25 protein-coding genes and 1 tRNA gene are annotated in these 24,011 nt (G+C 67.6%); 15 read left to right on the forward strand and 11 right to left on the reverse strand.

The window, feature by feature from the left end:
• Positions 1-3 precede the first annotated feature (3 nt).
• The 4 genes from GLO27_RS14265 to GLO27_RS14280 are packed head-to-tail and all read right to left on the reverse strand — an operon-like array spanning position 4 to position 2,274.
• A complete protein-coding gene (locus GLO27_RS14265; protein WP_167255426.1) occupies positions 4-240 on the reverse strand; it encodes a helix-turn-helix transcriptional regulator in 237 nt (78 codons plus the stop codon).
• Positions 237-1,010 (reverse strand): hypothetical protein, encoded by a 774-nt coding sequence (locus GLO27_RS14270; RefSeq protein WP_029259877.1) that lies wholly within the window; start codon positions 1,008-1,010, stop codon positions 237-239. The genes GLO27_RS14265 and GLO27_RS14270 overlap by 4 nt, the downstream gene beginning before the upstream one ends.
• Complete coding sequence (locus tag GLO27_RS14275) at positions 1,010-1,645, reverse strand: hypothetical protein (protein ID WP_167255427.1); 636 nt, start codon at positions 1,643-1,645, stop codon at positions 1,010-1,012. Before GLO27_RS14275 ends, GLO27_RS14270 begins: the two co-directional genes overlap by 1 nt.
• Positions 1,645-2,274, reverse strand: a complete 630-nt coding sequence (locus GLO27_RS14280) for a hypothetical protein (protein ID WP_021201315.1) — start codon at positions 2,272-2,274, stop codon at positions 1,645-1,647. The genes GLO27_RS14275 and GLO27_RS14280 overlap by 1 nt, the downstream gene beginning before the upstream one ends.
• A gap of 205 nt (positions 2,275-2,479) precedes the next feature.
• On the opposite strand from GLO27_RS14280, the gene GLO27_RS14285 reads away from it, so the two are divergent.
• The 4 genes from GLO27_RS14285 to GLO27_RS14300 all read left to right on the forward strand — a co-directional run bounded on the left by GLO27_RS14285 (position 2,480) and on the right by GLO27_RS14300 (position 7,095).
• On the forward strand, positions 2,480-5,014 hold the full coding sequence (locus GLO27_RS14285) for an ATP-dependent Clp protease ATP-binding subunit (RefSeq protein ID WP_167255429.1): 2,535 nt from the start codon (positions 2,480-2,482) through the stop codon (positions 5,012-5,014).
• Positions 5,015-5,112: 98 nt separating this feature from the next.
• Positions 5,113-5,613, forward strand: a complete 501-nt coding sequence (locus GLO27_RS14290) for an amino-acid N-acetyltransferase (RefSeq protein ID WP_021201313.1) — start codon at positions 5,113-5,115, stop codon at positions 5,611-5,613.
• A gap of 68 nt (positions 5,614-5,681) precedes the next feature.
• Positions 5,682-6,332 (forward strand): hypothetical protein, encoded by a 651-nt coding sequence (locus GLO27_RS14295; protein ID WP_021201312.1) that lies wholly within the window; start codon positions 5,682-5,684, stop codon positions 6,330-6,332.
• Positions 6,333-6,684: 352 nt separating this feature from the next.
• Positions 6,685-7,095: a hypothetical protein gene (locus GLO27_RS14300; RefSeq protein WP_021201311.1), complete on the forward strand. Its 411-nt coding sequence runs from the start codon at positions 6,685-6,687 to the stop codon at positions 7,093-7,095.
• A gap of 28 nt (positions 7,096-7,123) precedes the next feature.
• Here the strand turns inward: GLO27_RS14300 and radA are convergent, their stop codons facing one another.
• Positions 7,124-8,491, reverse strand: a complete 1,368-nt coding sequence (gene radA / locus GLO27_RS14305) for a DNA repair protein RadA (RefSeq protein WP_021201310.1) — start codon at positions 8,489-8,491, stop codon at positions 7,124-7,126.
• Between the two features lie 100 nt (positions 8,492-8,591).
• On the opposite strand from radA, the gene GLO27_RS14310 reads away from it, so the two are divergent.
• The 5 genes from GLO27_RS14310 to cydC are packed head-to-tail and all read left to right on the forward strand — an operon-like array spanning position 8,592 to position 15,096.
• Entirely contained in the window at positions 8,592-9,311 is a 720-nt protein-coding gene (locus GLO27_RS14310) for a helix-turn-helix domain-containing protein (RefSeq protein ID WP_021201309.1), read from the forward strand.
• Positions 9,298-10,713, forward strand: a complete 1,416-nt coding sequence (locus GLO27_RS14315; RefSeq protein ID WP_021201308.1) for a cytochrome ubiquinol oxidase subunit I — start codon at positions 9,298-9,300, stop codon at positions 10,711-10,713. Before GLO27_RS14310 ends, GLO27_RS14315 begins: the two co-directional genes overlap by 14 nt.
• Positions 10,714-10,727: 14 nt before the next feature.
• Positions 10,728-11,756: a cytochrome d ubiquinol oxidase subunit II gene (cydB, locus tag GLO27_RS14320; RefSeq protein WP_029267678.1), complete on the forward strand. Its 1,029-nt coding sequence runs from the start codon at positions 10,728-10,730 to the stop codon at positions 11,754-11,756.
• The gene (gene cydD / locus GLO27_RS14325; RefSeq protein ID WP_167255431.1) at positions 11,753-13,411 is read left to right on the forward strand and encodes a thiol reductant ABC exporter subunit CydD; all 1,659 of its coding nucleotides are present in this window, start codon (positions 11,753-11,755) and stop codon (positions 13,409-13,411) included. Before cydB ends, cydD begins: the two co-directional genes overlap by 4 nt.
• Positions 13,408-15,096 (forward strand): thiol reductant ABC exporter subunit CydC, encoded by a 1,689-nt coding sequence (gene cydC, locus GLO27_RS14330; protein ID WP_167255434.1) that lies wholly within the window; start codon positions 13,408-13,410, stop codon positions 15,094-15,096. The genes cydD and cydC overlap by 4 nt, the downstream gene beginning before the upstream one ends.
• Before the next feature lie 45 nt (positions 15,097-15,141).
• On the opposite strand, the gene GLO27_RS14335 is transcribed toward cydC, so the two are convergent.
• Complete coding sequence (locus GLO27_RS14335) at positions 15,142-15,918, reverse strand: hypothetical protein (RefSeq protein ID WP_021201304.1); 777 nt, start codon at positions 15,916-15,918, stop codon at positions 15,142-15,144.
• A gap of 132 nt (positions 15,919-16,050) precedes the next feature.
• Between GLO27_RS14335 and GLO27_RS14340 the strand changes: the two genes are divergently transcribed.
• A complete protein-coding gene (locus tag GLO27_RS14340; protein ID WP_167255436.1) occupies positions 16,051-17,097 on the forward strand; it encodes a hypothetical protein in 1,047 nt (348 codons plus the stop codon).
• Between the two features lie 51 nt (positions 17,098-17,148).
• Positions 17,149-17,239 (forward strand) — tRNA-Ser (locus GLO27_RS14345).
• Between the two features lie 111 nt (positions 17,240-17,350).
• On the opposite strand, the gene GLO27_RS14350 is transcribed toward GLO27_RS14345, so the two are convergent.
• From GLO27_RS14350 to GLO27_RS14360, 3 genes are all read right to left on the reverse strand, one after another.
• A complete protein-coding gene (locus tag GLO27_RS14350) occupies positions 17,351-17,755 on the reverse strand; it encodes a PIN domain-containing protein (RefSeq protein ID WP_021201302.1) in 405 nt (134 codons plus the stop codon).
• Positions 17,752-18,006 carry a type II toxin-antitoxin system VapB family antitoxin gene (locus tag GLO27_RS14355; protein ID WP_167255438.1) on the reverse strand — a complete coding sequence of 85 codons (255 nt, stop codon included), beginning with the start codon at positions 18,004-18,006 and terminating at the stop codon, positions 17,752-17,754. The genes GLO27_RS14350 and GLO27_RS14355 overlap by 4 nt, the downstream gene beginning before the upstream one ends.
• A 115-nt stretch (positions 18,007-18,121) precedes the next feature.
• A complete protein-coding gene (locus GLO27_RS14360; protein ID WP_021201300.1) occupies positions 18,122-19,063 on the reverse strand; it encodes a LysR family transcriptional regulator in 942 nt (313 codons plus the stop codon).
• A 122-nt stretch (positions 19,064-19,185) separates the two neighbouring features.
• Here GLO27_RS14360 and GLO27_RS14365 point away from each other — a divergent pair, with 122 nt between their 5' ends.
• On the forward strand, positions 19,186-20,190 hold the full coding sequence (locus GLO27_RS14365; RefSeq protein WP_021201299.1) for a DUF1852 domain-containing protein: 1,005 nt from the start codon (positions 19,186-19,188) through the stop codon (positions 20,188-20,190).
• 20 nt (positions 20,191-20,210) lie between these two features.
• On the forward strand, positions 20,211-21,248 hold the full coding sequence (locus tag GLO27_RS14370; protein ID WP_197024856.1) for a methionine synthase: 1,038 nt from the start codon (positions 20,211-20,213) through the stop codon (positions 21,246-21,248).
• A gap of 34 nt (positions 21,249-21,282) precedes the next feature.
• Here the strand turns inward: GLO27_RS14370 and GLO27_RS14375 are convergent, their stop codons facing one another.
• Both GLO27_RS14375 and GLO27_RS14380 read right to left on the reverse strand, forming a co-directional pair.
• Positions 21,283-21,444 (reverse strand): hypothetical protein, encoded by a 162-nt coding sequence (locus tag GLO27_RS14375; protein WP_167255440.1) that lies wholly within the window; start codon positions 21,442-21,444, stop codon positions 21,283-21,285.
• A 213-nt stretch (positions 21,445-21,657) separates the two neighbouring features.
• A complete protein-coding gene (locus tag GLO27_RS14380) occupies positions 21,658-22,602 on the reverse strand; it encodes an NAD-dependent epimerase/dehydratase family protein (protein WP_167255442.1) in 945 nt (314 codons plus the stop codon).
• 80 nt (positions 22,603-22,682) lie between these two features.
• Between GLO27_RS14380 and GLO27_RS14385 the strand changes: the two genes are divergently transcribed.
• Together GLO27_RS14385 and GLO27_RS14390 are read left to right on the forward strand one after the other, a co-directional pair.
• Positions 22,683-23,315, forward strand: coding sequence for a TetR/AcrR family transcriptional regulator (locus tag GLO27_RS14385; protein WP_167255444.1), 633 nt, complete (start codon positions 22,683-22,685; stop codon positions 23,313-23,315).
• Positions 23,312-23,995 carry a type 1 glutamine amidotransferase domain-containing protein gene (locus GLO27_RS14390; RefSeq protein WP_167255446.1) on the forward strand — a complete coding sequence of 228 codons (684 nt, stop codon included), beginning with the start codon at positions 23,312-23,314 and terminating at the stop codon, positions 23,993-23,995. Before GLO27_RS14385 ends, GLO27_RS14390 begins: the two co-directional genes overlap by 4 nt.
• The last annotated feature ends 16 nt before the right edge of the window (positions 23,996-24,011 follow it).

Below are 24,011 nucleotides of genomic sequence, written 5' to 3' on the forward strand. Positions count from 1 at the left end.
CCGTCAGCGCGGGGCGAGCACCAGCAGCTCGCCGACCTCGCAGTGGAGGGCCTCGCAGATCGCGCGCAGCGTGGAGTAGCGGATGGCACGGGCGCGGTCGTTCTTCAGCACCGACAGGTTCACGATGCTCACCCCGACCGCGGCGCTCAGCTCGGTGAGCGTCATGCCGCGTTCGGCGAGCAGCTCGTCGAGTCGGCAGTGGATGCCGGTGAATTCGTCGTCGCTCTCCGCCGGGCTCACACCAGTCCCTCCGTGTCCTTCTCGAGAACCGCCTTCTCCTGCTGCAGTTGCGCCCTTTCCTGCTCGAGACGTGTGCCCTGACGGAACACGGCGGCGAGAGCGAGCAGCCCGAGCGCGCCGACGAAGGGGAGCGGCGTGACGGTCAGTTGGTAGAACGATGGGTACCACTCGCTGTCCGGTGAGAAGACCTCGCGAAGGCCGGCTGTGGCTGCGATACCGCTCAGGAGATCGGCCGCCACGCCGAACACGAGCACGGCGATCGCGCCGCCGGTGAGGCCACGCGTCACGGAGCGTGAGAACGCGCGGCCCCGCAACGTCTGGAAGCAGATGACCGCCACGATGACCGCGGGCATGGTGGCCAGAGCAAGGCTGCTCAGTTGTGCGGATGCCGCGAGCAACCGGAGCCCCAGCGACGCCTGGCCGACAGTGAACTCGGAGAGCTGCTCGCTGCCACAGGTCAGCATCGTCGTTGCGCTGTCACCGAACTCCGAGCACGCCAGACCGGCCGGCCAATCCAGATACACGTGGGTCTGACCGTCGAACTCCGCCCAGGGGACGGTGAACGCCTTGAAGATGTAGATCACAGCGCCCACCGCCGACATCAGGATCCACCACCCGGAGAGCGTGAGTGCCGCGTCGAGCGCGATCGTGCGGCTGCCCCTCCGGCGCCCTCTCCACACGACGACACCGAGGATGACCGCGATCACCGCGAGCGCGATCCCGATGTTGAGCAGGGACGGCCACACCTCGTCCGAACCGAAGCTGAGCATCAGACGAGTCCTTCCGTTTCCTTCTCGAGCGCGAGCTTCTCGTTCTGTAACCGGATGCCGCGGCGGAATGCCACCGCGATCAGGCCCACCGTCACCCCGGTGGCGAAGATCGGCGCGACGCTCCAGAACTCGATCGGATGCACCGGTTCCCCGTCGCCGATGCCGAGAGCGGAGGTGACGCCGTTGCGGCCCATCGTCTCCAACATCACGATCAGGATCGGAGCGCCGACGAGCGTCCAACCGATCACGTCGAAGGCTCGCGCGTTCGGACGGACGAAGAAGCGTCCGCGGAGGAAGTTCCAGGCGACCAGCGTCACCGCCGCGATGACCGCGACGGCCGCGAGAGCCCACAGCGCGATGGCGGCGATGATGGCCGTGACCGAGGCCGCGTTCACCCCGTCGGCGATGACCATCGCCTCGTCCGCGAACCCCTCGATCGAGATGGCACCGGAGTCGGTCGTGGCGGAGATCGGCTGCTGGTCGATGGGGACCGTCCACGCGATCCCCGTTTCGCGGAAGGTGCCGGCGACGCGCAGAACGGTGGCGAGCCCGACCGTGACCAGCGCCACGGCGGCGTACAGGATCACGGTGATTGCATCCGCCTTCTCGGAGCGCGCGTTGGTGGTGCTGGTCATTAGACGAGGCCTTCCGTGTCGCGCTGCAGACGCTGACCGATCTCGAAGGCGCCGGCGACCACCGCGAGCGCGAATGCCCAACCGAGTGGAGCGAGGTCGATCGACATCTCGAATGTGGGGACTCCCGCGGATGCGAGGTCCAGCTCGTAGGCGATCTCGCTGAACGCGTTGGCGCGCACGGCCTGGCTCAGCAGACCACCCGCCATGACGGTGATGGCTGCGACGCCGATCCCCCAGGTGGCCGCCGTGCCGAAGGGGCGGCCGATGAAGAGACGGACGCACAGCCACGCGACCGCGATGCACAGCACGATCGGTCCCAGGACCGCCAGTCCGTCGGCGATCGCGAGCAGCAGGCGGGGAGACAGGCTCAGGCCCACGGTCGTGAGCGTGACGGTGTCGTACTGCGCTTCGGAGATGTTGGAGGATGCCGCGAGCACCGCGGGTGCGTCGACCGACCGCAGCCGCATCGATGGAATCGTGATCGCCGGGCTCGTCACGAGGACGGCGGAGCGGATGCTGACGCCGACCAGATCGACCACGGCTATGGCCCCCGCTACTCCGGCGATGACGCCAAGGACGGTCTTCTCCACCAGGCTCGCAGCTCTGGTCGCCGTCGGTGCCTCGGTCATTTCGTCCCCCTCCTGCACGGTCCGCTCCGGACCCGTTGTTATCGACAGTCGTTAACATAACGACTGTCGATAACTCGGTCAACCCCCGGTATGCCCACGGCGAACACGGGCATACGTGCCCCGCACGGTGGTTACTCTCGATGTACAGGCGCAGAGAACGCCACAGGTGTCAGCGCTTCGCCCCGTGCGAATAAGGAGTCACAGCATGTTCGAGAGATTCACGGACCGAGCCCGTCGAGTGGTCGTCCTCGCCCAAGAAGAGGCGAAGATGCTCAACCACAACTACATCGGGACCGAGCACATCCTGCTCGGCCTCATCCACGAGGGTGAAGGCGTCGCTGCCAAGGCCCTCGAGAGCCTCGGCATCTCCCTCGACGCCGTGCGCGAGCAGGTGCAGGACATCATCGGCCAGGGTCAGCAGCAGCCGACCGGGCACATCCCGTTCACCCCGCGCGCCAAGAAGGTGCTCGAGCTCAGCCTCCGCGAGGCTCTGCAGCTCGGCCACAACTACATCGGCACCGAGCACATCCTGCTCGGCCTCATCCGCGAGGGTGAGGGCGTCGCCGCCCAGGTGCTCGTCAAGCTCGGCGCCGACCTCAACAAGGTTCGCCAGCAGGTCATCCAGCTGCTCTCCGGAGCTCCCGGTCGCGAGCCGGCTTCCGTCGGTGCGCAGACCAACGACTCGCCGGCCGGCACCCAGGGTGGTTCCGCGGTGCTCGACCAGTTCGGCCGAAACCTCACCCAGGCCGCGCGCGACAACAAGCTCGACCCGGTGATCGGGCGCGAGAAGGAGGCGGAGCGGGTCATGCAGATCCTCTCCCGCCGTTCCAAGAACAACCCCGTCCTGATCGGTGAGCCCGGTGTCGGCAAGACCGCCGTCGTCGAGGGGCTGGCCCAGGCGATCGTCAAGGGCGATGTGCCCGAGACGCTGAAGGACAAGCAGCTCTACTCGCTCGACCTCGGCTCGCTCATCGCCGGTTCCCGCTACCGCGGTGACTTCGAGGAGCGCCTGAAGAAGGTCACCAAGGAGATCCGCACGCGCGGCGACATCATCGTCTTCATCGACGAGATCCACACCCTCGTGGGTGCGGGTGCCGCCGAGGGCGCGATCGACGCGGCCAGCATCCTGAAGCCGCTCCTCGCCCGTGGCGAGCTGCAGACGATCGGTGCGACCACGCTCGACGAGTACCGCAAGCACTTCGAGAAGGATGCCGCGCTCGAGCGCCGCTTCCAGCCGGTGCAGGTCAACGAGCCGACGCTGCCGCACGCGATCAACATCCTCAAGGGACTCCGCGACCGTTACGAGGCGCACCACAAGGTGCAGATCACCGACGGCGCCATCGTGGCCGCGGCGAACCTCGCCGACCGCTACGTCTCCGACCGGTTCCTCCCGGACAAGGCCATCGACCTGATCGACGAGGCCGGCGCACGCCTGCGTCTGTCGATCCTGTCGAGCCCGCCCGAGCTGCGCGAATTCGACGAGAAGATCGCCGCCGTGCGCGAGCAGAAGGAGATCGCCTCCGAGGAGCAGGACTTCGAGAAGGCCGCCGCCCTCCGCGATGAGGAGAAGAGCCTCCTCGCCGAGCGTCTGCGTCTCGAGAAGCAGTGGCGTGCGGGCGACGTCGCGACCTCCGCGGTCGTCGACGAGGGTCTGATCGCCGAGGTGCTCGCACAGGCCACCGGCATCCCGGTCTTCAAGCTCACGGAAGAGGAGTCCAGCCGACTCGTCTTCATGGAGAAGGCCCTGCACCAGCGCGTCATCGGTCAGGAAGAGGCGATCGCCGCCCTCTCCAAGACGATCCGTCGCCAGCGTGCCGGCCTCAAGGACCCGAAGCGTCCCTCGGGCTCGTTCATCTTCGCCGGCCCCACGGGCGTCGGAAAGACCGAACTCGCCAAGGCTCTCGCCGAGTTCCTGTTCGACGACGAGGCTGCGCTGATCTCGCTCGACATGAGCGAGTTCGGTGAGAAGCACACCGTCTCGCGTCTGTTCGGTGCCCCTCCCGGATTCGTCGGATTCGAAGAGGGTGGCCAGCTCACCGAGAAGGTGCGGCGCAAGCCGTTCAGCGTGGTCCTCTTCGACGAGATCGAGAAGGCCCACCCGGACATCTTCAACTCGCTGCTGCAGATCCTCGAAGAGGGTCGACTCACCGACGGTCAGGGTCGGATCGTGGACTTCAAGAACACGGTCATCATCATGACCACCAACCTCGGTGCACGCGACATCGCGGGCGGTCCTGTCGGCTTCCAGATCGAGGGCAACGACTCGACCAGCTACGACCGCATGAAGGGCAAGGTGAACGAAGAGCTCAAGCGGCACTTCAAGCCCGAGTTCCTGAACCGTGTCGACGACATCATCGTGTTCCCGCAGCTCTCGAAGGAGGAGCTGGTGCAGATCGTGGATCTGTTCACCAAGCGCCTCGGCGAGCGTCTGCTGGACCGCGACATGACGATCGAGCTGTCGCAGGCCGCCAAGGAGCGCCTCATCGAGATCGGGTTCGACCCCGCGCTCGGTGCCCGACCGCTGCGTCGCGCGATGCAGCACGAGGTTGAGGACCGTCTCTCGGAGAAGATCCTGCACGGTGAGCTCAACTCTGGTGACCACGTGAAGGTCGACGCGAAGGACGGGCAGTTCCTCTTCGAGCACGGCCCGCGCGCCGGCGGCCCCGTCGCGGTCGGCGTCAACACCGGCGGCGGCGCGATCGCCGGCACCCCCGATCTGGCGGTCGCCAGCGGGGAGTGACCTCAGTCGATTCATGAGAAGGGGCGGATGCTGCGGCATCCGCCCCTTTCCTGTGTCCGGTACAGGTGCCGCCGGGTCTCGGGTTCTAGGCTTGTGGTGTGAGCGAGTACATCGTCCGACCGGCGCGGAGCGCTGACATCGTCGGCATCCGCACCCTGCTGCAGCCGCTCGTCGAGCAGCGCATCCTGCTCGGCAAGGATCTGGCGGTGCTGTACGGCGCCGTGCAGGAGTTCGTCGTGGCAGAGGCCGACGGGGTGCTGATCGGGTGCGGTGCGCTGCACGTGATCTGGGAAGACCTCGGCGAGGTGCGCACCCTGCTCGTGCGCGACGACTGGCTGCACCACGGCGTCGGACGTGCGATCGTCGACCGCCTCGAGGAGAACGCCAGGATGCTCGGCCTGACCCGCCTGTTCTGCCTCACCTTCGAGGTGGAGTTCTTCGGACGACGCGGCTACACGCCGATCGGTGAGCAGGTCGTCGACCCCGACGTGTACTCGCAGCTGTTGCGCAGCGGTGACGCGGGTGTCGAGGAGTTCCTCGATCTCGCGCACGTGAAGCCGAACACCCTCGGCAACACCCGCATGCTCAAGGTGCTCTGACACTCCTTCGCCGGTCCGTGCCGAGGGGCCTCCCCGGGTCGTGGCAGAGGATCGCTTAGCCTGGAGACATGCCTCGTCCTTCCGCCGCCGTGTACCGTCGTCGGCGACTGGTCGTCCTGATCGCGCTCGTGCTGGCCGTCGCCGCCATCGGCATCGGAGCGTGGCTTCTGATCGCGCGACCGTGGGCTGCCGCAGGCACGGCGTCCACCCCGTCTCCGACGCCGTCGACATCTCCCTCGCCCTCCTCCAGCTCCACCGCTGACGGAGAGTCGCCGACCCCCGATCCGTCAGCCGAGCAGACTCCGGCGGTCGCGCCCTGCGAGGCGGCCGACATCGAGGTCGCGGCCGTGACCGACGCCGAGACGTACGCAGCCGGCGTGCTGCCGAAGCTCTCGATCTCGCTCACGAACAAGGGCACGAAGGACTGCACGATCGACGTGGGATCGACGACCCAGTCCTTCACCATCTCCAGCGGTGCCGACGTGTGGTGGCGTTCGACCGACTGCCAGGAGAACCCGAGCAGCATGATCGCCACGCTCACGGCCGGCACGACCGTCACGAGCAAGGACCCGGTCACCTGGGATCGCACGCGTTCGAGCGTCGAGACCTGCGCGCAGGAGAACCGACAGCGGGCACCGGGCGGGGGAGCCTCGTACCACGTCGAGGTCTCGATCGGCGGGTTCACGAGCCCGTCGAGCGCGCAGATCCTGCTCTACTGAGTCGTGCCGGATCGCGCTCCGCTGAGTTCGAAGGGATCCCGGTGAACCTCGTCGGAAATCGTTGCGAATCGGCGGATCTCGCACGAAACGGAGCGACATCGGCGGTCATCCCCCCGCGATGCTGACATCCGTGGGTCTTTGGGATACCATAGAAGCGACTCTCCGCATTAGCGGCACCAAGCCATCCCCAGTGGCGTCGAACTACAGCGTCCCCAGCGCTTCGACACCGCCGCCCGAGAGTCCGAGGGCCCTCTCGAGTACCCCAGTCCCCAATGTGGGACTCGAGAGGGCCCCAATCGTATCCACGGCCGAATCGGTGCTCTGCGCGTTGCGCCGTGAATAAGCTGGACACATGGCAGCGAAGAAGGCGAAGTCCGCGAAGAACAAGCCCGCACCCGAGGACTTCCGGTCGGATGCTCTGGCACAGGCCCTGGAGAAGCAGGACGTCGCCGCGGTCGCTCTCGCTCTCCGTCACGGCACCACCGTCGTGCCGCTGATCAAGCCCGGGGCGCGTGACAACCCGCTCGACAGCGGCGAGGTGTGGACATACCGTGACCCGAAGACCGGTGACCTCGCGCTGCTGCTGTTCAGCGACGCGAAGAACAAGCCAGCCAATCTGCCGCCGGGCGTGGGCATCTACAGCGCGGAGTGGCTGCGGAAGTTCCTGGCGGCGCATCCGATCACCACGGTCTTCCTCGACATCGCAGGGCCCCACCCGATGCAGGCGGACCCCGCCGAACTGCTCAAGGCGCTCGACGCCTGAGCCCAGCCTCCCGTCGGCGCGGTACCGGTCAGAACGGCGGGATGTCGCGGTCGGCGCGGCGTGAGGTGTTACGCGCCCGCACATCGCCGAGCGCGGCGCGGAGCGTCTTCGAGCGATCGTCGACCACCTGCTCGTAGCCGAGACGCGCAGCCTCGGACCGCCGCTGTGCCGCCTGGGTCACCGGACGGATCTCGCCCGCGAGACTGAGCTCGCCCACCGCCGCGACGGTGCGCGGCACCGATATCTGTTGGATGGAACCGGCCACGGCGATGGCGATCGCAAGGTCGGCTGCCGGTTCGGTGAAGCGCACGCCGCCGACCGTCGACACGTACACGTCGAGGCTGCCGGTGGGCACGCCTGCGCGCCGTTCGAGGATCGCCAGCACCATCGCCACCCGTGAGGAGTCGAGGCCGTGCACGATGCGGCGAGGATTCGGTGCGTTGCTGGGAACCGTCAGCGCCTGCACCTCGACAGGGAGCGCACGTCGTCCTTCGAGCGAGATCGCGACGCAGGTACCCGGCTCGGTGGCCCCTTGCGAGAGGAACAGCCCCGAGGGGTCGGGCACCTCGGCGATGCCGTCTCCGGTCATCTCGAAGCAGCCGACCTCGTCGGTGGGGCCGAAGCGGTTCTTGAGCGCGCGGATGAAGCGCAGCGAGGTCTGTCGGTCGCCCTCGAAGTGGCAGACGACGTCGACCAGGTGCTCGAGCACGCGGGGACCGGCGACCTGACCGTCTTTCGTGACGTGGCCGACGATGATGATCGGCAGATCGCGGTCCTTGGCGATGCGGATCAGGGTGGCCGCGACCTCGCGCACCTGGCTCGGCTGCCCGGCGGCACCGTCGATCAGCGACGACGAGACGGTCTGCACCGAGTCGACGATCACCAGCTGGGGCTTGACCTCGTCGATGTGGCCGAGGATCGTCGCCAGATCGGTCTCGCTGGCGAGGTAGAGCTCGTCGTGCAGGGCACCGGTGCGTTCGGCGCGCAGGCGCACCTGGCCAGGGGACTCCTCGGCGCTCGCGTAGAGCACGCGCCGCCCGCCGCGCGCGGCCTGGGCGGCGACCTCGAGCAGCAGCGTCGACTTGCCGACGCCCGGCTCTCCGCTGAGCAGGATGGCGGCGCCGGGCACGATGCCGCCACCGAGCACACGGTCGAACTCGCCGACGCCGCTCGAGCGCCGCGGAGCATCCTGCGTCGTGATCTGCGTGATGGGCCGAGCGGCACGGTCGGCCGTCGGGGCGACGGGGCCGACGCGACGGAGGATGCCGGTCTGCGCCGCCTGTTCCTGCACCGTTCCCCACTGCTGACACTCGCCGCAGCGGCCGACCCACTTCGCGGTCGTCCACCCGCATTCCGTGCACACGTACGCGGGAGGAGCGGGTTTCCGGGTGGCCATGCCCCCAGGCTATCGCCGGCATCAGACATCCCTATCGGCCAGGTGTTTATTCACGGCCATACCTCTCGGCAAACTCGCAGCGTCGCGGGATACTGGGTTCATGGCCAACGGCGGGCCCGTGTGCGGGCCGATCTCGAGCTACTCCCGGGTGCAGATCCTGCACTTGCTCTTCGAAGCGGGAAGTTCGCAGACCCGAGGAGAGCTCTCGATCACCGAACTGTGCGACGCCACGGGGCTCCACGCCAACACGGTTCGCGAGCACCTGCAGCGCCTGATCGAGGGCGGCTACGTGATCCCCACGATCGAGCACCGCACCACGAGAGGGCGGCCGCGCACGCTATACAGCGCCGCCACCGGGGCGCCCGGAGCTTCCAGTCCGGTGGCGCGGGACAAGGCCAAGGCCGCCGCCCGCCGTGGGGACCTGATGCGGAGCATGCTCCCGGATGCCGTGGCGTCCGGACTCGGCCGAGAAGCCACCTATCAGCTCGACGCGCTCGTGGAGCACCTCGAGGAGAGCGGATTCGAGCCCGTCCTCGACGACCGTCGGCTCACCGTCGACCTCAGCCCGTGCCCGCATGCCGCCGGACGATCGGAAGACCGCCCGATGCTGTGCCGCGTGCACCTCGAACTCATGCAAGGCGTCCTGAACGAGGCAGGCGGACCACTCGAAGCCGAGTGCGTACGCGATGCTGTCCTCCCGTCGGACTGCACCGTGCAGCTGCGCGACACCACCGCGCCGCTGGTCGAGGGAACGGAGCCGCCGCGTCACCGCACGACGCAGCGGCACCACAGAACAGGAGTCGTGCATGGAATGGCTTGATCCGCTCGCTCTGGCCCGATGGCAATTCGGGCTGACGACCGTCTACCACTACCTCTTCGTGCCGCTGACGATCGGCATGGCGCTGGTCGCCGCGATCTTCCAGACGGCGTGGGTGCGCACCGCGAAGGTGCAGTACCTGCACCTGACCCGCTTCTTCGGCAAGATCTTCCTGATCAACTTCGCCATGGGCGTGGTCACCGGCATCGTGCAGGAGTTCCAGTTCGGCATGAACTGGTCGGACTACTCCCGCTTCGTCGGCGACGTCTTCGGTGCTCCGCTCGCATTCGAGGGACTGCTGGCCTTCTTCTTCGAGGCGACCTTCATCGGGTTGTGGATCTTCGGCTGGGACAAGCTCCCGCAGAAACTGCACCTCGCCACGATCTGGTGCGTCTCGATCGGCAGCATCCTTTCGGCGTACTTCATCATCGCCGCCAACGCCTTCATGCAGAACCCGGTGGGCTACACGTTCAACGAGGCGACCAACCGCGCGGAGCTGACCGACTTCTGGGCGCTGCTGACCAACCCGGTCGCGCTCGCCGCGTTCCCGCACACGATCTTCGGCGCGTTCATGTTCGCCGCCGGTGTTGTCATCTCGGTCTCGGCCTGGCACCTGTCCCGCGGTCAGCACTTCGACACCATGCGCATCTCGCTGAAGTTTGGGCTGTGGGCCATGATCGTCTCCACCGCGGGCGTCGTGCTCACGGGCGACCAGCTCGGCCTCGCGATGTACGCCGCGCAGCCGATGAAGATGGCCGCCGCCGAGGCGACCTTCAACACGGTGTGCGGGCCGGACGCCTCCTTCAGCATCTTCACGCTCGGCACACCGGACGGCAGCTCCGAGCTGTTCTCGATCCGCGTGCCGTATCTGCTCTCGCTGCTGTCGACCCACACGCTCGACGCGTGCGTGCACGGCATCAACGATCTGAACGCCGAGTACGCACAGACGTACGCCTCCACCGGTCTGACCGACTTCGCCCCGATCCTGTGGATCACGTACTGGGCCTTCCGCTGGATGATCGGCCTGGGCATCGCCGCAGCGCTCGTCGCCGTCGCGGGCCTCTGGGTCACCCGCAAGGGCGCCAAGAAGCCGGTTGCACCGTGGATGTGGAAGGTCGCGATCTGGTCGTTCCCGCTCGCGCTGGCCGCCAACATCATGGGCTGGGTCTTCACCGAGATGGGAAGGCAACCCTGGATCGTGTTCGGGCTGATGACGACGCAGGACGGCGTCTCGCCGGGCGTCAGCGGCCTCGAAGTGCTGATATCGCTCATCGCGTTCACGGCGATCTACGCGGCGCTCGCCGTCGTCGAGATCCGCCTCATCATCCGGGCTGCCCAGAAGGGGCCCGACACCGAAGAGAAGCCGCATGACGAGACGGCCCAGCTGCCGTCGGTCGTCTACTGAGAGGGAGGAGCATCATGGATCTCGCAACACTCTGGTTCTTCATCGTCGCCTTCTTCTTCGTGGGCTACTTCGTGCTCGACGGCTTCGACTTCGGAGTCGGCATGTCCCTGCCGTTCCTCGGCAAGAACGACGTCTCGCGCCGACAGGTGATCAACACGATCGGCCCGGTCTGGGACCTCAACGAGACCTGGGTCATCGTGGCCGGCGCCGTGCTGTTCGCGTCGTTCCCCGAGTGGTACGCCACGCTGTTCAGCGGCTTCTACCTGCCGCTGCTGCTGATCCTGCTCGCGCTGATCCTGCGCGGTGTCTCGTTCGAGTACCGACACCAGCGTGACAGCGCGAAGTGGAAGGCCGGCTTCGACCGGATGATCGTCATCGGCTCGGTCGTTCCCGCACTGCTGTGGGGCGTCGCGTTCGGCAACATCGTGCAGGGCGTGGCCATCGATGAGAACCACATCTACGTCGGCGGGTTCTTCGCCCTGCTGAACCCGTACGCACTGCTGGTCGGCGTCACCACGCTGCTGCTCTTCTTCCTGCACGGCGTGCTGTTCGTGGCGCTCAAGACCGATGGTCAGGTGCACGAGGACGCGCAGAAGCTCGCGAAGAAGGCCGCCATCCCGACGATCCTCGTCGCAGCCGCGACGGTGATCTGGACGGTCGCGATCGCGATGGGCCGTGAGGCTCCGCTGCTCTGGCTGGTCATCGGCGCCGGCGCGCTCGCGGCGGTCAGTCTGATCGCGGCTGTCGGGCTCTCCATGGTCCGTCGCGACGGGTGGGCGTTCTTCTCCGGGATGCTCACGGTGCTGTTCGCCGTGGTCATGCTCTTCTCCGCGCTGTTCCCGTACGTGATGCCGTCGACGATCGACCCGGCGTACAGCCTCACGATCGCCAACGCGTCGAGCACCCCGTACACACTGCAGATCATGAGCTGGACGGCCTTGATCGCGATGCCGCTCGTGCTCGCATACCAGGCGTGGACCTACTGGGTCTTCCGCAAGCGGGTCACCCGGAAGTCGATCGAGGGGGCTCCGGCACACGCGTGAAACCCGTCGATCCGAGACTGCTGAGATACGCGGGTGCCGCGAGGGGTTTCCTCGCGGCATCCGCGTTGATCGGCGTCGTCCAGACCGCGGTCACGATCGCCTTCGCGTGGCTGTTGACCGAAGCGATCACGGGGGCGCTCGCGGGGCGGGACGTCACCTCGTCGCTGCTCTGGCTGCTGCTCACGGCTCTGCTGCGAGGCCTGCTCATCGCGGCCTCTGATGCGGCGGGGACACGGGCGGCCGCCAAGACGGGGATGCAGCTGCGCACGGCGCTCGTGGCTGCGGTCGGGAAACTCGGGCCAGGGTGGCTCGCGCAACGCAACCAGACCGCGCTCGCGGTGACCGCGGGCCACGGACTCGAAGCGCTCGACGCCTACTTCGCGCGTTACATCCCGCAGCTCGTGCTGACCGTGATCGCGACGCCGGTGCTCGTCGCGGTCATGTGGTGGCAGGACTGGCCGAGCGGACTCACCGCGGTGATCACGCTGCCGCTGATCCCGCTGTTCCTCATCCTGATCGGCATGGCGACCCGCACCGTCCAGACGCGGCAGTGGCAGACGCTGCAGCGCCTCGCGGCTCGCTTCGCCGACACGGTGCAGGGGCTGTCGACGCTGCGACTGTTCGGGCGTGATCGTCGCGCTGCCGACCGCATCGAGGTCACCGCGGACGAGTACCGCCGCGAGACCATGAAGGTGCTGCGGTTCTCGTTCCTGTCCGGCTTCGCGATGGAGCTGCTGGCCTCGATCGCGGTGGCCCTGATCGCGGTGTCGGTCGGCTTCCGGCTGCTGTCGGGTGATCTGACTCTCGAGGTGGGGCTGTTCGTGCTGCTGCTCGCTCCCGAGGCGTTCCTGCCCATCCGGCAGGTGGGGGTGCAGTTCCACGCTGCCGCCGAAGGGGTTGCGGCGACGGAGGACGTGTTCGAGGTGCTGGACGCGGCGGGGGAGCGCGCGCGGATGCAGGAGCTTTCGACGGATGCCGGAGGAATCGCCGTCGAAGCCCCCGGCATCCGGGAATCGGTCATGCAGGTGGAACCGGCGAAGGGCGGAAACCTCGTGGTAGACGGTCTGCGGGTGCGCGACCTGCCGCCCGTGTCGTTCGCTGCCGGGCCGGGGACCATCACGGTCCTTGAAGGGCCGAGCGGGTCGGGGAAGTCGTCGCTGCTGGCCGCGCTCCGGGGCGCGGCCGAGTTCGAGGGGACAGCGTCCTACGGCGGCGCGGACGTGAGGGGGATCGCGCCGTCGGTGTGGCTCGCCTGGGCGGGACAGGCACCTGGCCTCACGCGCGGGACCGTGGCGGCGAACGTCACCCTCGGTGATCCTGAGCCGGACGCCGACCGGGTGCGCGATGCGCTCGACGATGCCTGCGCCGAGGGCATCGACCCCGCGCTGGAACTCGGCGTGCAGGGAGCGGGGCTGTCGGGTGGGCAGGCGCAGCGAGTGGCTGTCGCTCGAGCCCTGTATCGCCAGGCATCGGCGTCCGGACGCGTGCTCGCACTCGATGAGCCGTCGAGTGCACTCGACCCCGAGACCGAGGACCGGCTGTGGCGATCGCTGCGCGAGAAGGCGGATGCCGGTGCGACGATCCTCCTCGTCTCCCACCGTCGGACCGCACGGGAGATCGCGGATCAGATCGTGGAGCTGGGGGTGAACGCATGACTGCACCCCGCACAACCGACACCGTGCATTCCCGCGGTCACCGGGTCGGCGCCATCCTGCGACTCGCGCAACCGCCGCTCGGCCGCTTCGTGCCGGGTCTGATCTGGGGTCTGCTCTCGGCCGCCGCCGCCGTGAGCCTGCTCGCCGTCAGCGGGTGGCTGATCGTGAGCGCATCGATCGTCGACTCGCTGGTGCCGCTGTCGATCGCCGTCGTCGGTGTGCGCTTCTTCGCCGTCTCGCGCGCGGTCACCCGCTATCTGGAGCGCCTGAGCGGACACGATGCCGCGCTGCGTCAACTCGCCTCGACCCGCGCCGACATGGTGCGCCGACTCATCCCGCTGTCGCCAGCGGGACTCGGCGCGACGGATCGCGGTCGGGTGCTCGCAGCTCTCGTCGACGACGTCGAGAACCTGCAGAACCTGCCGCTGCGGGTGGTGCAGCCGCTCGGGGTCGCCGCTCTGGTCGCTGTCGGGGCCGTCGGGTTCATCGCGTTCGTATCGCCCGCCGCCGCGCTCACGCTGGCCGTGTGCCTGCTCGTCGCTGCGGCAGCCGCGATCGGTTTGGGGTGGGTGTTCGGCTCACGCGCCGAAGCGCAGGTCTCGGAACGTCGCGCCGAGCTCTCGGCGGCCCTCGTCGACTACTTCGGCAGCCTCGACGTGCTCATCGCCTATGGCGCGGAGGAGCAGGCCCGTGCACGGATCACCGCAGCGGATGCCGCGCTGCGACGCGTAGTCGACCGTGCCTCGCTCGCGCAGGCCGTAGCCGCCGGCGTGGTCTCCGCGGTCGCCGGAGTCGCTTCGGTCTGGGCGCTCGCCGCGGCGGCTCCCGGCCTCTCGGACGGCTCGATCGACGGGCCGTGGCTGGCCGTGGCCGTGCTCGTGCCGATGGTGGTGTTCGAGATCTTCGGCGCGGTGCCGATCGCCGCCGCATCGTGGCGGAGCGTGCGTTCCAGCGCGGAGCGCATCGTCGACGTGCTGCCCGAACGGATGCCGGACGAGCTGCGCGCCGACGCGGGTGATGACGTCGAGTTCGAAGGCACCCCGGCTGTAAGCCTGCGCGACGCGCGCGCGACCTGGCCTGGCGGGACGCCCGCTCTGAGAGGCGTGGATCTCGACCTCCGACCCGGCGAACGGGTGCTGGTCGCGGGGCCGAGCGGGGCGGGCAAGAGTTCGCTCGCGGCGACCCTGGTCGGCTTCCTGCGCGTGGAGGGCGAGTATCTGGTCGGTGGTCGCGATGCCGCGGAGCTCTCTGGTCCGGCGCTGCGACGCGTGATCGGGCTGTGCGAGCAGAGCCCTCAGCTGTTCGACGAGGACATCCGCCAGAACCTGCTCTTCGCGCGGGACTCCGCCTCGGACGAAGACCTGCAGGCGGTGCTCGAGCGGGTCGGACTCGGTGACTGGGTACGGGAGCGTGGGGGCCTCGATGCGCGGGTCGGCGACCGCGGCGCGCTGGTGTCCGGCGGTCAGGCGCAGCGGATCGCGCTCGCCAGGGCGCTGCTGCGCGGCTTCCCCGTGCTGGTCCTCGACGAGCCGACGGCGGGGGTCGATCCGGAAGCATCGAATGCCCTGCTGCGTGATCTGCTGCAGGCCGCGGGGGAGCAGTCGGTGCTGCTGATCTCGCACGTGGCGCCTCCCGAGGGGACGGTCGACCGCGTGGTGCGGATTCACGACGGCCGCACGATCTGAGGGGCAGCGAGAAGGAACCTGTGGGGAGACCCGCGGGCCGTCGCCTCAGACGTTCATGTCGACGGGCGGTTCCATCACGATGCCCTGAGCCTCGAACGCGCGACGGCGCTCCTCGATGCGGCGGTGCAGCTCGACCTGCGCATCGTCGACGAACTGCGGGTCGAGGTCGACGGTCTTCGGGTGCGGGTCGCCGTGGTTGGCGGCGATGTAGGCGTCGAGCTCGGGGCCGCTGGTCCATGACGTGATGAGCGCGTACCGCGGGGCGGTGCCGCGGTGCCAGACCGCGTGCCAGAAGCGCTGGGTGTCGACGATGATGCGCGAGCCGGCGCGCAGCGGCAGGCGGATCTCGGTCGCCGGATCGAAACGGTCGGCGCGCAGGATCAGCATCGACTCGGTGTCGTCGGAGAGGTTGAAGAACCCGCGGACGACCCAGCCGGTGCCCTCTTCGTTGAGGCGGTTGTTGTCGTCCTGATGCAGGTTGTAGATCGCGTCGGCGTACTCGTTCGGCTGCAGCTCGATCACGCGGCAGCGGCCGATGCCGGCGCCCGGTTCCTGTGCCCGGCGTTGGAGCGTCGGGGCGACCGCGACCTGCGAGGCGACCCAGACGCCATCCTTGTCGGTGCGCGGTGGGGTGTGGTTCCAGAAGCCGTTGCAGTCGACGTCGCCGGCATAGCTGGTGAGCGGGGCGAAGCGCGTGATGCCGGAGGAGCGCCAGCCGACATACTCCAGGCCCAACCATTCGGCGGGATCCGTGGCGGAGGTGTGGTCGTCGAGGACCACGTAGCCGGTCTCGGACAGCGCCTCGGACGTGATGAAGCCCATGATGAATACCTTCCCGTCATCGCTGCCCCCACAGGCGGCGGGTTCTTAGGCCATCCTAACTCGAATGCCCACCGCAGCGTGGGGGTCTCGCCGGGGAAAAGGCCCGACGGGAGCGTCGATATCCTGAGGGGTATGACTCAGCCGCAGGGTGCCCTCCTCGTGGGCAGCGTGAATTACGACGATGCCGAGACCACGATCCGCACCGCTGCGGAACTGCTCGGCACCCGGCTCCGTCGCATTCCGGACGGCGAGGTCGGCAAGCGGTTCCACTGGATCATGTTCCAGCCCGACGTGATCGGTGAGGCCGAGGGCATCGAGCGCACAGGCGACGAACCCATCCCGTTCCCCGCCGGCATCGACGCCCGCGGCCTGCGCATCGCCGAGGGAGTGGATGCTGCGAGCATCAAGATGCCGCCGCTGGGGTATGCCGCCGCCGCGATCGAGTCGTATGCGGTGTTCGAGCGGCTGCGGGCCGAGGGCGCGGTGCCCGCCGGCGTGCGGTTCCAGGTGTCGCTGCCGACGCCGCTCGCCGTGATCTCCTCCTTCTTCCACGGCGATGACCGCGCCGCGATCGAGCCCGTCTACACCGCCGCGATCCTGCGCGAGCTCGACGAGATCCTCGAGGCCATCCCGCACGAGGACCTCGCGGTGCAGTGGGACGTCGCGAGCGAGATGGGTATCATCGAGCGCGCCGCCGGCTACGGAGCGGTCATGGAGGCGTGGTGGCCCGGCGACCCGTTCGACGGTCTGGTCTCGCGCCTGGCCGCACTGGTCGATGCGGTGCCCGCCGACGTCGAGGTGGGTGTGCACCTCTGCTACGGCGACGCGGGGGAGAAGCACTTCTTCGAGCCGCGAGACGCCGCGAACCTGGTCCGGTACGCGAATGCGGTGGTGGCAGCATCCGCCCGTCCACTCACGTGGCTGCACCTGCCGGTGCCGATCGACCACGACGACGAGGCCTACTTCGCCCCGCTCACAGGCCTCGCCCCGGTCGGCGAGCTCTACCTGGGCCTCGTGCACCGCGAGGACGGGGTGGAGGGCGCCGCCCGTCGCGTCGCCGCCGCGACTCCGTTCGCCCCCGAGTTCGGGGTCGCGACCGAGTGCGGCATCGGCCGCGCGCCCGCAGGATCGACCGAGGGCATCCTGCGCACGCACGCCGACGTCGCCGCCGCCTGGTGACCTGCGGGTCTCGATTCGCGTGCAGGCCCCGCGTCGCGTAAGCTATTCCGCGGTGACGTGTCCGAGCGGCCGAAGGTGCAACTCTCGAAAAGTTGTGTAGGGTAACCCCCTACCGTGGGTTCAAATCCCACCGTCACCGCCATGGAAGCCCCCTCCGAGTGAGGGGGTTTTTCCGTATCATCACGGGGCTCTCCGAGAGCGAGCGCTCTTGCCTGGAAGTTCGATGGCGCCGCACGCTCACATGTGTCTGACCTCAGGCCGCGACGTACTCCTGGCGGACTCGTCCCTCAGTCGCCATCTCTATGTACCCGAAATCCTGGTCCGAGTTCAGGATCACTGCGTCGTTGGCGACCGCGTATGCGGCGATGAGGCAGTCGAAGGCTGCGGCTGCTCTCATGAGCCCTGTGTCCCACAGCGCCTGCTGAAGGTCGAGGGCGTCGCGCTCGTCGGGGTGTTCCCACGCGGGGAGCAGCCCCTCCATGTCCGCACGCAACTCTGCGTACTCCTTCGCATTGCGCGCGGAGTGGCAGTACTCGAGGACCTGCGGCGGGCACGTGATGATCAGGTGATTCGGCGACAGGGCCCGGAGCCTGTCGCCGATCGCCGTGCTCCTGCCTGCCTTCTGCCAGATGCTGTTGTCGACGAGGTAAGTGGTCACCGAACGGTGCTCTTCTCCCGGGGAGCGCTCTTGTCGGGATCCGGACCCGTGTCCGGAGCGATCGTCGGCGCGTCGATCTGGTCAGTGTCGAAGTGGCGAGCGATGATGCGCTCCACGGCGGCGGGCTGGCGGCGCACCGCGATGAGCGTGCGCAGCGCGAGATCCACCGTCGCGCGGTTGGAGGTCGTGCCGGCAAGCTTCTTGGCCTGCTGCAGCTGGTCGGGGTCGATGTCGATCGATGTGACGGCCATGGCTCCTCCTTCGCGGAAGCTCTGTATAAGCCATTGTATAAAGATCTTTGGCGGGGTGCACGATCTCTCGGTGCCCTGTGGAGGCGGAGCTCCTCTCCCCCCGGAGGCGTACCCCTCACCCGAGCAACTCCACCCCGAACTCGGAGACCACCGTGCGCAGTTCGGCGAGGTAGCGCTGTGCCTGCTCGGTGAGGGGGATCGCCGCATGCCCGATCCAGCCGATCTCGATGTTCTCGTCGACGTCGAGCGGGATGGCGACGATCTCGGGGTCGAGGTCGTCGCTGATGATGCCCGTCGAGATGGTGTAGCCGTCGAGGCCGATCATCAGGTTGAAGATGGTCGCGCGGTCGGAGACGCGGATGTCCTGCGGGCTCGAGAGGGTGGAGAGGATCTCCTCGGCGAAGTAGAAGGAGTTGTTCGCCCCCTGGTCGAAGGTGAGCCTCGGCACGTCGGCGAGATCGTCGAGGGTCACGCGATCTCGGGTGGCAAGGGGGTTCTTGCGGGAGATGAAGATGTGCGGCTGTGCGACGAAGAGCGGGTGGAAGGCGAGCCCGGAGTCGCGGAGCAGCTTGTCGATCACGTTGCGGTTGAAGTCGTTCCGGTAGAGGATCCCCAGCTCGCTGCGGAGCGTGCGGACGTCTTCGATGATGTCCCACGTCCGCGTCTCCCGCAGCGAGAACTCGTACTCGGCAGCCGAGGTCGCCTTCACCATCCGCACCAACGCGTCGACGGCGAACGAGTAGTGCTGGGTCGACACTCCGAGCAGGCGTCGCGACGGCGGACGACCGAGGTAGCGCTGTTCGAGGAGCGCGACCTGCTCGACGACCTGCCGGGCGTATCCGAGGAACTCCACACCGTCGGTCGTGAGCGTCACGCCGCGGGCGGAGCGGAGGAGGAGCACGCGCCCCACCCTGCTCTCCAGATCCTTCATCGCCGCCGACATGGTGGGCTGGGCGACGTAGAGCAGGTCGGCGGCGGCGCTGATCGATCCTTCCGCAGCGACCTCGATGTAGTAGGTGAGCTGTTGCAGGGTGATGCCGCTCGAACGCTTGGCCATAGATTCAGCCTATGTCACGGCATAGTTCGCGCGCATTACCCGATGGGCGCCCGCACTCGTCATCATGGAGAAACCCCCGATCGAGGCCGAGCCCGGCCGATCATCCCACCGATTGGCCGCTCATGGCATCCGAATTCACGTTCCGCATCACGACGACCCGTTTCGACGAGGACTACTCGCCCTCCGACGACTCCCGCATCACCACGAACTTCGCCAATCTGGCGCGCGGCGAGCACCGTCAGCAGAACCTCCGCAATGCCCTGACGATGATCGACCGGCGGTTCAACGATCTGGCGCACTGGGACAACCCGAGCCGTGACCGCTACACCCTCGAACTCGAGATCGTCTCGGTCGCGATCCAGTTCGCCACGGAGGGGGAGGATCGGGAGTTCCCTCTTCTCGAGGTGCTGGAGGTGACCATCGTCGACCGGTCGACGGGCACGCGCACCCAGGGGATCGTGGGCAACAACTTCTCGTCGTACATCCGCGACTTCGACTTCAGTGTGCGGTTGCCGGCGGCCAGCGAGGCCGCGGGGGGTTTCACCGTCCCCGACGACTTCGGCGATCTGCACGGCAAGCTCTTCCAGCACTTCCTCGATTCCGAGGCCTACCGGGAGCGCTTCTCGCTGTCGCCCGTCATCTGCATCAGCGTCTCGACGAGCAAGACGTACCGCCGCACCGAGAACCACCACCCCATCCTCGGTGTCGAGTACGAGCAGAAGGACGGCTCGCTGACCGACGAGTACTTCGGCAAGATGGGCCTCTCGGTCCGGTACTTCATGCCGCGAGGCAGCGTGGCCCCGCTGGCCTTCTACTTCCGCGGGGACCTGCTGAGCGACTACACCAACCTCCAGCTCATCGGCACGATCAGCACGATGGAGACGTTCCAGAAGATCTACCGTCCGGAGATCTACAATGCGAACTCCGAGGCCGCGAGCATCTACCGGCCGACTCTGGAACAGCAGGACTACTCGGTGACCAAGATCGCCTACGACCGCGAGGAGCGCAGCCGGCTCGCGGCCGAGCAGGGGCAGTACGCCGATGCGCACCTCATGACCCCGCACGGTGAGCTGCTCGAGCAGTGGGCCGCCGGCACCTCCGCCGCATCCCTGGTGGCCGTCGGATGACGAACCAGAGATCGTCGATCGTGCGCGAGCTGCTCCCCACCTCGATCGTCGGCAGTCTGCCGAAGCCCTCCTGGCTGGCCGAGCCGGAGACGCTCTGGTCTCCGTGGAAACTGCAGGGCGACGCGTTGATCGAGGGTACGCAGGATGCTCTGCGCATCGCCGTCCAAGAGCAGCGCGAGGCCGGCATCGACATCATCAGCGACGGGGAGCAGACCCGACAGCACTTCGTCACCACGTTCATCGAGCACCTCTCCGGCGTCGACTTCGACCAGCGCGAGACCGTGCGGATCCGCGACCGATACGACGCCAGCGTGCCGACGGTGGTCGGGGCCGTGAGCCGCGAGAAGTCCGTGTTCGTGGAGGATGCGAAGTTCCTGCGTCAGCAGACCGATCAGCCGATCAAGTGGGCGCTGCCCGGCCCGATGACGATGATCGACACTCTCTACGATCGTCACTACAAGAGCCGCGAGAAGCTGGCGTGGGAGTTTGCGACCATCCTCAACCAGGAGGCGAAGGAGCTCGAAGCAGCCGGGGTCGACATCATCCAGTTCGACGAGCCGGCATTCAACGTCTTCTTCGACGATGTGCAGGACTGGGGCGTGGCGGTGCTCGAGCGAGCGGCGGAAGGACTGCGCGCGGAGACCGTGGTGCACATCTGCTACGGATACGGGATCAAGGCGAACACCGACTGGAAGGCGACCCTCGGCGCGGAATGGCGGCAGTACGAGAAGTCCTTCCCGCTTCTGCAGCGCTCGATCATCGACACCGTCTCACTGGAGAGCCACCACTCGCACGTTCCTCTGGACCTCATCGAGCTCATTCGAGGAAAGAACGTCATGCTCGGGGCCATCGACGTGGCCAGCCCGACCATCGAGACCCCGGACGAGGTCGCCGACACCCTCCGCAACGCCCTCCGATTCGTCGACGCCGACAAGCTCATCCCGAGCACGAACTGCGGCATGGCTCCGGTGTCGCGTGACGTCGCGCGTGGCAAGCTCCGAGCACTCAGCGCGGGAGCCGACATCCTTCGCGACGAGCTCGTGCCCGCAAGGGTCTGAGGCTCCGGCGAGGAGGCGGCTCCGGCCCGATCGGTCACCCCCCGGACGGGTTCTCGAGCGGCTTCCCGTTCTCGTCGGTCGTCTCCGCCTCGAGCACCTCTTCGGTGTCGGGCCCGTCGTCGGGAGCGCCGCCCGATGCGGTGTCAGCTTCTTCGTCGGGGCCCGGTGTGCCCTGCGTGTTCTTCGGGTCGCTCATATCCGTCTCCTTCGTTCGGTCTCGCGAAGCTACTCCTGACGGAGGGGGAACGTCAGGGGGTTGACCGCGGCGATGAATCGCTCTCGGATCGGTGAATCGTGATGGCGGACTCACCGTGTGAGTGCGATCGAGTTCCGGGATGAGGCGCGGTCGAACGCGTAGGGACGTCCACGAGCCCGTGGCACCGACGAGCGGGCGGTAAGCGTCGCCCCGTCAGAAGCTCGACGCGACCGCTTCTTCGCGGATGATGTCGACGCCGCGACGGTAGCTCGTGACCTCGAACTCCGGGAATCGCCCGACGAACTTCGATGAGTCGAACCTGTTGTCGTGCTCGTACCGCGGCAGGAGCTCTCTGATCTCACGCGCCTGGCGAGACGCGAGACCGGCCGCGCTCAGCGCCCACTTCGGGACGACGGTGTACCCGGACCCGGCTGGGCGACCGAAGGCGGACTCTGCCATGGCGACGAATTGCCGATAGGTGGGACGGTCGGAGTCTGTGGGGAGGTGCCACGTCTGGTGAAAGGTATCGGCGGCGTTGCCCAGCGTCGCGAGGGCACGACTCGCGTCCGGCGTCCAGATCAGAGTGCGCTGCCGGTCGTCGCGCACCGGTACGAGCGGACGTTTGCCGCTCTTGATCCTGTCGATGACGAGCGCGTTCGTGAAGCTCTGCGTTCGCCCGGGGCCGTAGAACTCCGGCGCGCGGGCGATCAGCACGGGGATGTCGCCGCGCGCCATCTCGTCGAGCACCATCGACGCCATCGCTGCACGCACCCTGCCCTTCGGGCCGACCGGTTCGAAGGGCGTGTCCTCGGTCTGCAGCCGGTCATCCTGCGGGTACATGTAGGTGTTGTCGAAGTAGGCGAAACTCGCGCCGGCGGCGCGGGCCGCGTCGAGGGCGTTCCTCACCATCGTCGGGAACTGCCGTTCCCACAGCTCGGTGTCTGCGGGCAGGCCGGCGGTGAAGTAGACGACGTCGCTGCCGTCGACCGCGGCGGCGGTCTGTACGGCGTCGAGAAGATCGGCTCGTACGAGGGTGTCGGTGGCGTTGACCTTGCGGGGGTTGCGGCTGACGAGTCTGAGGTCGGACGTGTGGTTCCGGTTCAGCTCGCGTGCGAGTTCCACGGCGATCTGTCCGTTCGCGCCCAGTATGGTCTGCATTCCTCGACTCGACTTTCGATTGCGATATCCGACACGGTATGTTTACACTGCTTACATGATCGTACGAGGGGATGTTATCGGTGTCAACTTCTGAGAAGACCTACCATCACGGCGATCTCCGTGCAGCTCTTCTGGATGCGGCGATACAGGCTCTCGAGGCCGGGGAGCCGTTTTCGCTTCGCGCCGTCGCGCGTCGGGCGGGGGTCTCGCCGGCCGCCCCGTATCGGCACTTCGCCGACCGGGAGGCCTTGGACTCCGCCGTCGCGGTCGAAGGTTTCAAGGACCTGCAGGCCGACCTCGCCGCCGCTCTGGACCGAGTCCCCGCCGCCTCGCCGGCGCCCGCCGTCATCACGCAGCTCGGAATCGCCTATGTGACCTTCGCCTTGCGTCGTCCCGCGGTCTTCCGGCTGATGTTCGGCAACGAATGCGACGAATCCGACAGCGACCGTGTGCGGGCGTCCCATGGGTTGCACGCCGTGTTGAACGACGCGATCGAAGAGCTGTTCCCCGGGGCTGACGCACCGAGCCTGTCCACGGCGCTGTGGAGCATGGCCCACGGCCTCGCCTTCCTGCACCTCGACGGCAAGTTCCGTCCCGAACCCGCCGAAGCGGTGGCTGAGCGGGTGCGGTCGTCCGTTGCGGCGATCTTCGCGATCTCCACCCGTGCGGCACCGCCATCGGCGGCCGATTCGATCCCCGGGAGACTCGCATGACCAGACGCATCCTGCACGTCGTCACCAACATCGGACACTACGACGACCCCGACCACCCCACCGGGCTCTGGTTGTCGGAACTCACCCATGCATGGGAGGTTTTCGAGGAGCGAGGTTTCGAGCAGCGGATCGTCAGTCCGGCTGGCGGGCCCTCGCCGCTGGAGCCCCGGTCGCTGAAGTTCCCCAGCTACGACAAGACAGCGAAGGCATGGCGCGCCGACCCCGCACGCATGGCGTTGCTGGAGACCACTCTGCGGCCCGACCAAGTCGATTCCGCCGACTACGACGCGATCTTCTTCACCGGTGGTCACGCGGTGATGTACGACTTCCCGGAGAGTGAAGGCCTGCAGCGGATCACACGGGAGATCTGGGAGCGGGGAGGGATCGTGTCCTCGGTCTGCCATGGCTACTGCGGTCTGCTCAACACGCGACTCTCGGACGGCTCTCTCCTTCTCGACGGTCGCAAGGTCACCGGCTTCGCCTGGCAGGAGGAGGTGCTGGCCCGTGTGGACAAGCTCGTGCCGTACAACGCGGAGGAGGAGATGAAGAAGCGCGGCGCCCTGTACGAGAAGGCGCTGCTGCCGTTCGTCTCCTATGCCGTCGTCGATGGGAATCTCGTCACGGGCCAGAACCCCGGCTCCGCGAAGGAGACGGCCGAGAAGGTCGCCGCACTGCTCTGAACGCGTCGGCGAGCGA

Origin of the sequence: Microbacterium sp. Be9 (genome assembly GCF_011754135.1) — a bacterium.
Classification (GTDB): domain Bacteria; phylum Actinomycetota; class Actinomycetes; order Actinomycetales; family Microbacteriaceae; genus Microbacterium; species Microbacterium maritypicum_A.